We start from the raw sequence: 8,682 nt of genomic DNA, 5'->3' as shown, positions 1-8,682 counted from the left end.
GGCCCACAACATCCGCCGGCTGCTGACACGCAGCCGGCTTTTTTGCGTCTACTTCGTGCTGGAGGCGCCTGCCTCCCTTGAGGCTCAGTAGCCAGTCAGCCTGCACCCTTATTCTGCGCAGACCTCCTGTCGGACAGGTTCAGAGCCCTGGGCGCCTCCAGCCTGAACGGAGCTGTCCCGGGTCGGGCGGAAAGGCTTGCGTCCTTGGACTTCCCGGGTTCCGAGGGCGGCAGGCGAGCGGACAACGGGCCAGGGTGTGGGAATGCGCAGAAAGGAGCATGAAAACGGCGCCCCTGGCCGTTCTAGAGTCCTCGCCCCGCATGCCCCGTCCTGGCCGCACACTCCACGTCTTCCCTGATGCCGCGCGCCGCCAGGCTGCCCTGCGGTCGGAGCGGCGTGCGCGGGGCATCTCCGTGGGGACCCACCTGCTCACGTGGGACGACTTCGTCCACGCGCTGGGTGGGGCGCGCGAGCTCAACCGGCGGCCCTGTCCCGCGATGACCGCCCGCGCCGTGGTGGCTGGCCTGGGCGCCACGCTCGGCCCCACTCCGTTCGGCGATTACGTGCGCGAGCCCGCCTTCGCCCGCGCCGCGGCGGACGTGCTGCTGGACCTGAAGGCGGGCCGGCTCTCCCCTCGCGAACTCCAGGACGCCGCGGAGGTGCTGCCTCCGGAGCGTCGCACCCGCGCGCGGGTCCTCGCCCGGCTCTATCACCTGTACGAACAGCGGCTGGCGGAGCTGGGACTCGCGGACCGCGAGGACGTGCTCCGGGGGGCTCGTGAGGCGCTGGACCGGGGCACGTGGCCCTCGGGCTGGGATGGGGTGACGGGGCTGGTGCTCCACGGCGTCTACGACGTGCGCCCGTCGAAGCTGGAGCTGCTGATGGGGCTCGCCGCGGCGTGCGAGGCCCGGCGCGTGTCGCTGCGCGTGGAGACGCCGGTGGGCGGCTCGCCGGTGGCCGACGCGGCGCTCGCGGCGCTGTTCCGCGCCTTCGAGAACCGGGGCGAAACCATGCCCCACGTGGACCTCTTCAAGGCGGACGTCACCTTCGAGGGCCGCCCCTTCACCGACCTGGGCCGGCACCTGTTCTCGCCCCGCGCCGCTCGCGACGCGCTGAAGGGCGCGGTGGACGGGCTGTCCGTGTGGAACGCGACGAACGCGCGCGAAGAGGCCCGCGTGGTGGCTCGCGACGTGCGCCGCCTCATCGACGCGGGCAGCGCGCCGGGCGACATCGCCATCGCGTACCGGGACCTGGGCCCGGAGGCGGGCTGGCTCGCGGAGGCCCTGGGCGACCTGGGCATACCGGTGCGTCTGCCGTGGGGTGAACCGCTCGCGCTCGCGGGGCCGGTGCGGCTGGCGCTGGAGCTGCCGGTGCTGATGGAGGACGGCTTCCCGGCCGAACGCGTGGCGGAGCTCGTCTCCAGCCGCTACGTGCCCTCGCTGTCGCGCGGCGGGCCGGATGCACCCGCGACCCTCTTCGCGCTCGCCGCCGCGCGCGACGACCGCCTGGGCGCCACGCGAGGGAAGGGCGCCTACGACGTGCGCCTGGAGGGGCTCGCGCGCCGGATGGCCGCGCAGGGCGGCAAGCGCAAGGAGGACACGGTCAAGGTGATGGCCGTGCGCGCGCTGCGCGACCGCGTGATGCGGCTCATCGACGAATGCCGCCACATCCCCCAGGAGGCCCCTGCCGCGGAGGCACTCGCCGCGTGGTGGAAGGTCGTGGAGCGGCTGGGTCTGCTGGACTCCGCGGGGCCCCTGGAGGCTCGCGAGGCCGGGTCCCTGGGCGCGCGCATCGAGGACGCGAGGGCCCGGGACGACGCGGCGCTCGCGGCGTTCCGCCAACGGATGGAGGCGCTGCTGCGCTCGCTGCGCGCCGTGGGCGGAGGTCCCCGCATCACCCGGCGCGTGCTGGGCCGGTGGCTGGCGGACGCGCTGCGCGACGTGCACCTGCCCGCGCGAGGCTCGTCCACGGGCGCGGTGGAGGTGCTGGACCTGTCGGAGGTTCCGGGTCGCACCTTCCGGCATCTCTTCGTCGCCGGGCTCACCGAAGGCCGGCTCCCCGGGCGAGACCCGCCGTCGCCGCTCCTCGGAGACGCGGAGCGCGTGGCGCTCAACCAGCACCTGACCCGGGACGTGTTCCGCCTCACCGGCGGCGAGTTCGACGACCGGGCGCCCTGGCGCCTCACGGAAGACCGGCTGCTCTTCGCCAGCGCGCTCGCGGCGGCGGAGGGCTCGTTGAGCCTGTCGTTCGCGGTGAAGGCCTCGGGCGGACAGGAGCAGGTGCCCTCCGCGTTTCTGGAAGAGGTGCGCCGGCTCACCGGCCACAAGTGGTCCACGCGCACGCTGCCTCCGGTGCTGCCGTTGGACGAAGTGCTCACGCTGCCGGAGCTGCGGCGCACCGTGGCGCTGGAGGCGCTGGCGGGCCTGTCGTTCCCGTCGTTGCGTGTCACGGAGCCGGACCCCGCGGGACAGGTGCTCAAGGACCGCTTCGGCACGGATGACTGGTTCCGCAGCGCCCGCGAGCTGGCCCACATGGAGGCCGCGCGCCTGCGCTTCTTCGGCCGCGAGGATGAACTGCCCGGCGAGTTCACCGGCGGCGTGCAGGGCCCCCAACTGGAGCAGAAGCTGCGCGACACGTTCCACTTCGGCCTGGAGCGCCCGCTGTCCGCGAGCGCCCTGTCGAAGTTCGGCAACTGCGGCTTCCAGGGCTTCATCGCATATGGCCTGAAGGTGGCCGAGCCCGTGGTGGCCAACGAGGAGTTCGACGCTCGGGGCCGAGGCACCTTCTGGCATCGCGTGATGGAAGAGGTCTTCAAGGCGCTCAAGGAGAAGAAGCTCCTGGGCCAGGCGCCGGAGGACATCCCCGAGGAGGTGCTGGAGAAGGCGGTCAAGAAGGCCAGCCGGCACTTCGCGGAGCTGTACCACGTGGGCCACCACGAGCTGTGGAAGCTCGCGGGCGAGAAGGCCCAGGCCATGGCCCGGCGCATCCTGACGGATCCTCGGCATGGCCTACCGTTCGACCCACTGGTGCCCGAAGGCTTCGAGCTGCGCTTCGGCCCCGCCGCCGAGGACAAGCGCTGGAGCGACGTGAAGCTGATGGTGGCGGAGGACGCCATCGTCTTCGAGGGGCAGATCGACCGGCTGGACACGGCTGGTGTGGAAGTGGGCGTCATCGACTACAAGACGGGCCGCCTGGACAAGCGCACGCTGAAGGAGAACCTGCTGCGTTCGGACTTCCAGCTCCCGCTGTACCTCTACGCCGCGCGCGAGGCCGGCCACGTGGGCGCGCGCAACGCGGCGTGGTTCTCGCTGCGCACGGGAGACGCCATCCACCTGTCCTCGGTGATGCCGCCCGCGGAGCTAGAGGACCTGCTGTCCACCGATCCGGAGGTGCGCCAGCGCGTGGCGGACGCCGCCGGACTCAACCTGCCCAACGCGGTGGAGTCGCTGGTGCGCCAGCTGCGCAAGGGCGACTTTCCGGCGCGGCCCAATGACTGCGGCAAGTGCGGCTACCGCGCGGTGTGCCGCATCACCGAGCGCCGCATCTCGGACGAGGGGAGCGGATGAGCGACACCGCGCCCCACATGCTCGCGCTGGAGAAGAACCTGGCCCTGATGGCGGGCGCAGGCGCGGGCAAGACGTACAGCCTGGTCACGATGACGCTGCACCTGTTCGCGGGAGCACGGCAGGCGGATCCGCTGCGTCCCTCCCGGCTGTGCATGCTCACGTTCACGGACAAGGCCGCCGCCGAAATGCGCAAGCGCGTCCGCGAGCGCCTGGACGCGCTGGCCCAGGGTGACGTCCCGCTCGACGCGGAGAAGGTGCTGCGCGCGTCGCTCGCGAGGCTGGAGCGTCCGTTCCCCACGCAGGACGCGTGGCGCAAGGTGCGCGAGGAGCTGGGCGCCGCGACGGTGGGCACGTTCCACTCGCTCTGCGGTCAGCTCCTGCGCCGCGCGCCGCCCGCGGTGGGCATTGATCCCGCCTTCGAGGTGCTCGACGAACTGGAGGCCTCGGGCCTGCTGGAGGACGTCACCGAACGCGTCGTCCTGGACGCGCTGGAGGGCGGCGACGCGCGCGTGCGCGAGCTGTGCGCGGAGCTGGGCTTCTCCGGCTCCGGCTTCTCCGACGGGCTCGTGGCCGCGCTGATGGACGTCTACGGCACGCTGCGCGAAGAGGGCCTCAAGGCCGCGACGGCGCGCGTGGGCGACGGCGTGGCGGACAAGGCGCAGCTCGAAGCCCTCATCGACGATTGCCGCCGCCTGTGCCTGGACGCCCGCGCCCAGGACACCAAGGGCGAGTGGAGCAACCTCCTGTCCGCAGCCGAGCCCGCGCTGAAGGGCATGACGCCGGACACGTTCATGCAGCCGGCCCACTTCCCGACGCTGCGCAATGTGCTGCTGTCGGAGCCGCGCAACCTGGCCAACCTGCGCAAGGGCGCGGGCGCGTGCTTGAAGGAACTGCTCTGGAGAGTGAAGGGCAAGAGCGACGGCTCCGTGCGGCGGCTGGAGGATGCCTACGCCGCGTGGCGCACGGCGCCCTTCGAGGCGACCTTCCGCGACCTGTTGACCCAGGTGGAGGAGCGGCACGACGCGGAGCTGACCCGGCGCAACGTGTTCGACTTCACCTCGCTGCTGGTGAAGGCGCGCGACCTGCTGCGCGACCATCCGGAGTTCCGTCAGCAGGTGCAGGAGCGGCAGGGCGCGCTGTTGGTGGACGAGTTCCAGGACACCAACCGGTTGCAGCTGGAGCTGGTGCTGCTCCTGTCGGAGAAGCGCGAAGGCGGCCCGCGCGAGCTGACGCCGGACGCGGACCTCGTGGCCGCGCTGCCCCTGGAGCCCGCGTTCCTGTGCGCGGTGGGTGACCGCAAGCAGTCCATCTACGAGTTCCGTGGCGCGGACGTGTCCGTGTTCAAGGTCCTCGCGGACAAGATTGACGCCGAGGGCGGCATGCGCGGCTTCCTCCAGAACAACTACCGCTCGCTGCCCGGTGTCCTGTCCTTCTTCAACCGCGCGTTCGCTGGGCTGCTCGTGGCGAAGGAGTCAACGCCCCGTCCCTTCGAGGTCGTCTACGAACCCGAGACGGACGACCTGTCGCCCACGCGCCCGGACCTGGCGGATGGGCCCGTGGTGGAGCGGCTCACCCTGCCGGAGGCCGACACCGCCCCGGAGCTGCGCGAGTACGAAGCGGACGCGGTGGCCCGCAGGCTGCGGGTGATGCTCGCGCCGGGTGCTCCGCCGGCGGTGATGGCGGAGGACAAGAAGGGCCTGCGTCCCGCGCGCGGCGGCGACGTGGCCATGCTCTTCCGGACCTTCACGCACCTGGAGGAGTACCGGCAGGCGTTGATCCGCCATGGCGTGCCGCACCGGGTGCTGCGAGGCCGCGGGTTCTACGGGGCGCAGGAGGTGCGCGACCTCGCCTCGTTGCTGGCGCTGCTCGCGGACGCGGACGACGCGCTGGCGTTCGCCGCGGTGCTGCGCTCGCCGCTGGTCGGCCTGTCGGACGCGTCGCTGTTCCGGCTCGCGGGGGACCTGCCGCTGTCGCTCGGCTCACCCCGGTTGGTGGATGAAGAGGTCCGCGCCGCCATGTCCGCGCGTGAGCAGTCGCGGCTCGCGCGCTTCCTGGAACTCATCCCCGTGCTACGGCGAGAGAGGGATCGGCTGGGCGTGCATGCCCTCCTGCAGGCAGCGTTGGACGCGACCGGCTACCGCGAAGCCCTCGCGGGCTCTCCCTACGCGGAGCAGGCGAGCGCGAACGTGGAGAAGCTCCTGTCGCTGGCGGCGCGCAGGGACGAGCGCGGCACGGGAGGCTGCGTGGCCTTCGCGCGCGAGCTGCGCCAGCTGGCGGACTCCGACCCCAACGAGGCCCAGGCGGACCTGCTGGACGAGGGCGACCCTCGCGCCGTGCAACTGCTCACCATCCACCGCGCCAAGGGCTTGGAGTGGCCGGTGGTCATCGTGCCCGGGATGGGAGGACGCCGCCGTACCACGTCCGCTCGGGCGTACTTCGAGCGCTCCTTCGGCCTGGCCCTGCGGCCGTGGATGCCGGACTCGCTGGACACCTTCACCTCCGAACGCTTCGAGGCCGTGCGCGCCGAGCTGAAGGCCCGCGAGGACGCCGAATACCTGCGCCTGCTCTACGTGGCCCTCACGCGCGCCAAGGACCTGCTCGTGCTGTCCGGCGGCGAGGAGAAGCGCGCGGGCACGGACACGTGGTGGCATCGCGTGGACCGACGGCTGGACGCGGATCCGGACCTGCGTGCGCTCGCCAACGACTTGGACGTGGAGCAGCTGCCGCCGCCCGCGGATCCGGAGCCGCCCACGGCGGAGCAGCTCGAACAGGCGCGGATCCGCCTGGAGTCCGCGCTGGAGCGCATGTCCGTCGAAGCCTCCGGCGCCGGTGCCGAAGTGTTCACCGACGCCCCGGCGGTCGCCTCCGTGCGCGCGGTCCAGGACTTCCTCACCTGTCCTCGCCGCTACCACCAGCTCCATCGGCTGGGGCTCGCCGTCGGATCCGAACCGTGGGAGGCCCCCGTGCGCGCCGCGCCCCTCTTCGTGGAGCCCGATGGCTGGCTGCCCGTGGAGCGTCCGGACCAGCTCGTCACACGGCTGTTACGCGAAGTGGACCTGTCACTCGCGGGCGCGGACGTGGAGGCCTCCGAGCGGCGCGCGCACCTGGAGAACCTGCTGCGGAGCGCGGGCCGGGATCCAGACGAGGGCGACCTGGGCGACGTGCTCGCCACCGTGGAGCGCTTCCTGGACACGACGTTCGCCCGCCAGCTCGCGGCGGTGCCCGCGTCCACCATCCACCGGGGCCTGGACTTCGTGCTGGACCTGGATGACAGCGCCAGCGTGGAGGGCGCGGTGGATCTGCTCTGGGAGTCGCCGGACGGCGAGGCCGTGGCGGTGCTCCTTCGCCCGGGTGCTCGCCACCCCCTGGGCCCGGCCTCGTGTGTCCATGAGCTGACGGCCCTGGCCCTGGCGTCCGCGCGGATGGTTCGCGAGGGGGTGGCGGTGCGGGTGGGCGTGGCCTTCCTGGGCGACGCCTCCCCAGAGCCGGAATTCCTCCCGGCCGGATCCGCCGACGCCGGGGCGGTGCGCCGGCTGGCCGAGGGCGTCCGAGCGCTTGTCCAGGCCGAAATGTCCCGGGCATGGCCGGGGTGGGACAGGGCGGCCTGCCAGGCCCTTCACTGCGGCTTCGCGGAACACTGTCACCCGGCCCCTCCCGCGTGCTAAGCGGCGGGCACCATGCCGAACGTCGTCGTCATCGGAGCGCAGTGGGGAGATGAGGGGAAGGGCAAGGTCGTCGACCTTCTCACCGAGCATGCCCAGGTGGTCGTCCGTTTCCAGGGCGGCAACAACGCGGGGCACACGCTGGTGGTGGGTGGGCAGAAGACCGTCCTGCACCTGATTCCGTCCGGCATCCTTCACCCGGGCAAGACGTGTGTCATTGGCAACGGAGTGGTGGTGGATCCCGCCGTCCTCGTCGGGGAGATCGACGCGCTCAAGCCGCGCGGCTTCCTCAAGGATGACGCCCAGCTGCTCATCTCCGACAACGCCCACGTCATCTTCCCGTGGCACAAGCTGCTGGACAGCTTCCGTGAGAAGGCGCGCGGTGGCAGCGCCATCGGCACCACGGGGCGGGGCATTGGTCCGGCGTACGAGGACAAGGTCGCCCGCCGGGGCATCCGCGTGCGCGACCTGCTCCACCCGGAGCGCCTGCGCCGCCGCATCGACGAGCGCCTGCCCGCCGCGCTGGAGGAGCTGAAGGACCTCTGCGCCCAGGCCGGCGTGGACGTGCCGCGCCTGGAGACGCCGCAGGTGCTGGCGGAGTTCACCGCCCTGGGCGAGCGGCTGCGCCCCTACGTGCACGACGTGTCCCTCTTCCTCTCCGAGCAGGTCCGCCGCGGCGCCCGCATCCTCTTCGAGGGCGCGCAGGGCACGCTGCTGGACGTGGACCACGGCACCTATCCGTTCGTCACCAGCTCCAACTGCGTGGCGGGCAACGCCGCGGTGGGCTCGGGCCTGGGGCCCACGGCCATCGACAAGGTGATGGGCATCAGCAAGGCGTACACCACGCGCGTCGGCGGAGGCCCGTTCCCCACGGAGCTCAGCGACGAGCTGGGAGACCGGCTGCGCAAGGTGGGCGACGAGTTCGGCGCCACCACGGGCCGTCCGCGCCGCTGCGGCTGGCTGGATGGCGTGGTGCTGCGCTACGCGGTGCGCGTCAACGGCCTGTGGGGCCTGGCGCTCACCAAGCTGGACGTGCTCAGCGGCATCAAGACGCTCAGCATCTGCAACGCGTACGAACTGGACGGCCAGCGCGTCACCGAGCTGCCCGGTGACTACGAGGACCTGGCGCGCGTGAAGCCCATCTACGAGTCGCTGCCCGGCTGGGACGAGAAGATCGCCGGTGTGCGCACCTTCGACGAGCTGCCGGAAGCCGCCAAGCGCTACGTGCGCCGCGTGGAAGAGGTCAGCGGCGTGCCCGTGGTGTGCGTCTCCGTGGGCGCCGACCGCGGCGAGACGGTGCTCCTGCAGAACCCCTTCCGCAGCTAGGAAGGACGCAGGCCGCAGTGGTCCTGGCCCGCCGGGGGCCAGGACGGGAGAGGGACATGGTTCGCACGCGCAGGTTCCAGCTCGGGGTCTCGGCGGTGGTGTGGCTCGGCACGTTGGCGGTGCCGGCC

At 72.2% G+C, this 8,682-nt stretch carries 3 protein-coding genes; all 3 read left to right on the top strand.

Annotated elements, in window-relative coordinates:
* Positions 1–320: 320 nt before the first annotated feature.
* Genes D7Y11_RS39760 through D7Y11_RS39750 form a run of 3 tightly spaced genes read left to right on the top strand, consistent with a single transcriptional unit; the run spans position 321 to position 8,554 of the window.
* A complete protein-coding gene (locus tag D7Y11_RS39760) occupies positions 321–3,566 on the top strand; it encodes a PD-(D/E)XK nuclease family protein (protein ID WP_126936289.1) in 3,246 nt (1,081 codons plus the stop codon).
* A complete protein-coding gene (locus D7Y11_RS39755) occupies positions 3,563–7,231 on the top strand; it encodes a UvrD-helicase domain-containing protein (protein ID WP_126936288.1) in 3,669 nt (1,222 codons plus the stop codon). Before D7Y11_RS39760 ends, D7Y11_RS39755 begins: the two co-directional genes overlap by 4 nt.
* A 12-nt stretch (positions 7,232–7,243) precedes the next feature.
* Positions 7,244–8,554: an adenylosuccinate synthase gene (locus tag D7Y11_RS39750; protein WP_120598904.1), complete on the top strand. Its 1,311-nt coding sequence runs from the start codon at positions 7,244–7,246 to the stop codon at positions 8,552–8,554.
* Positions 8,555–8,682 lie beyond the last annotated feature (128 nt).

Origin of the sequence: Corallococcus sp. AB018 (assembly GCF_003986945.1) — a bacterium.
GTDB classification, from domain to species: domain Bacteria; phylum Myxococcota; class Myxococcia; order Myxococcales; family Myxococcaceae; genus Corallococcus; species Corallococcus exiguus.
This window is presented reverse-complemented; position numbering and strand designations above follow the sequence as displayed.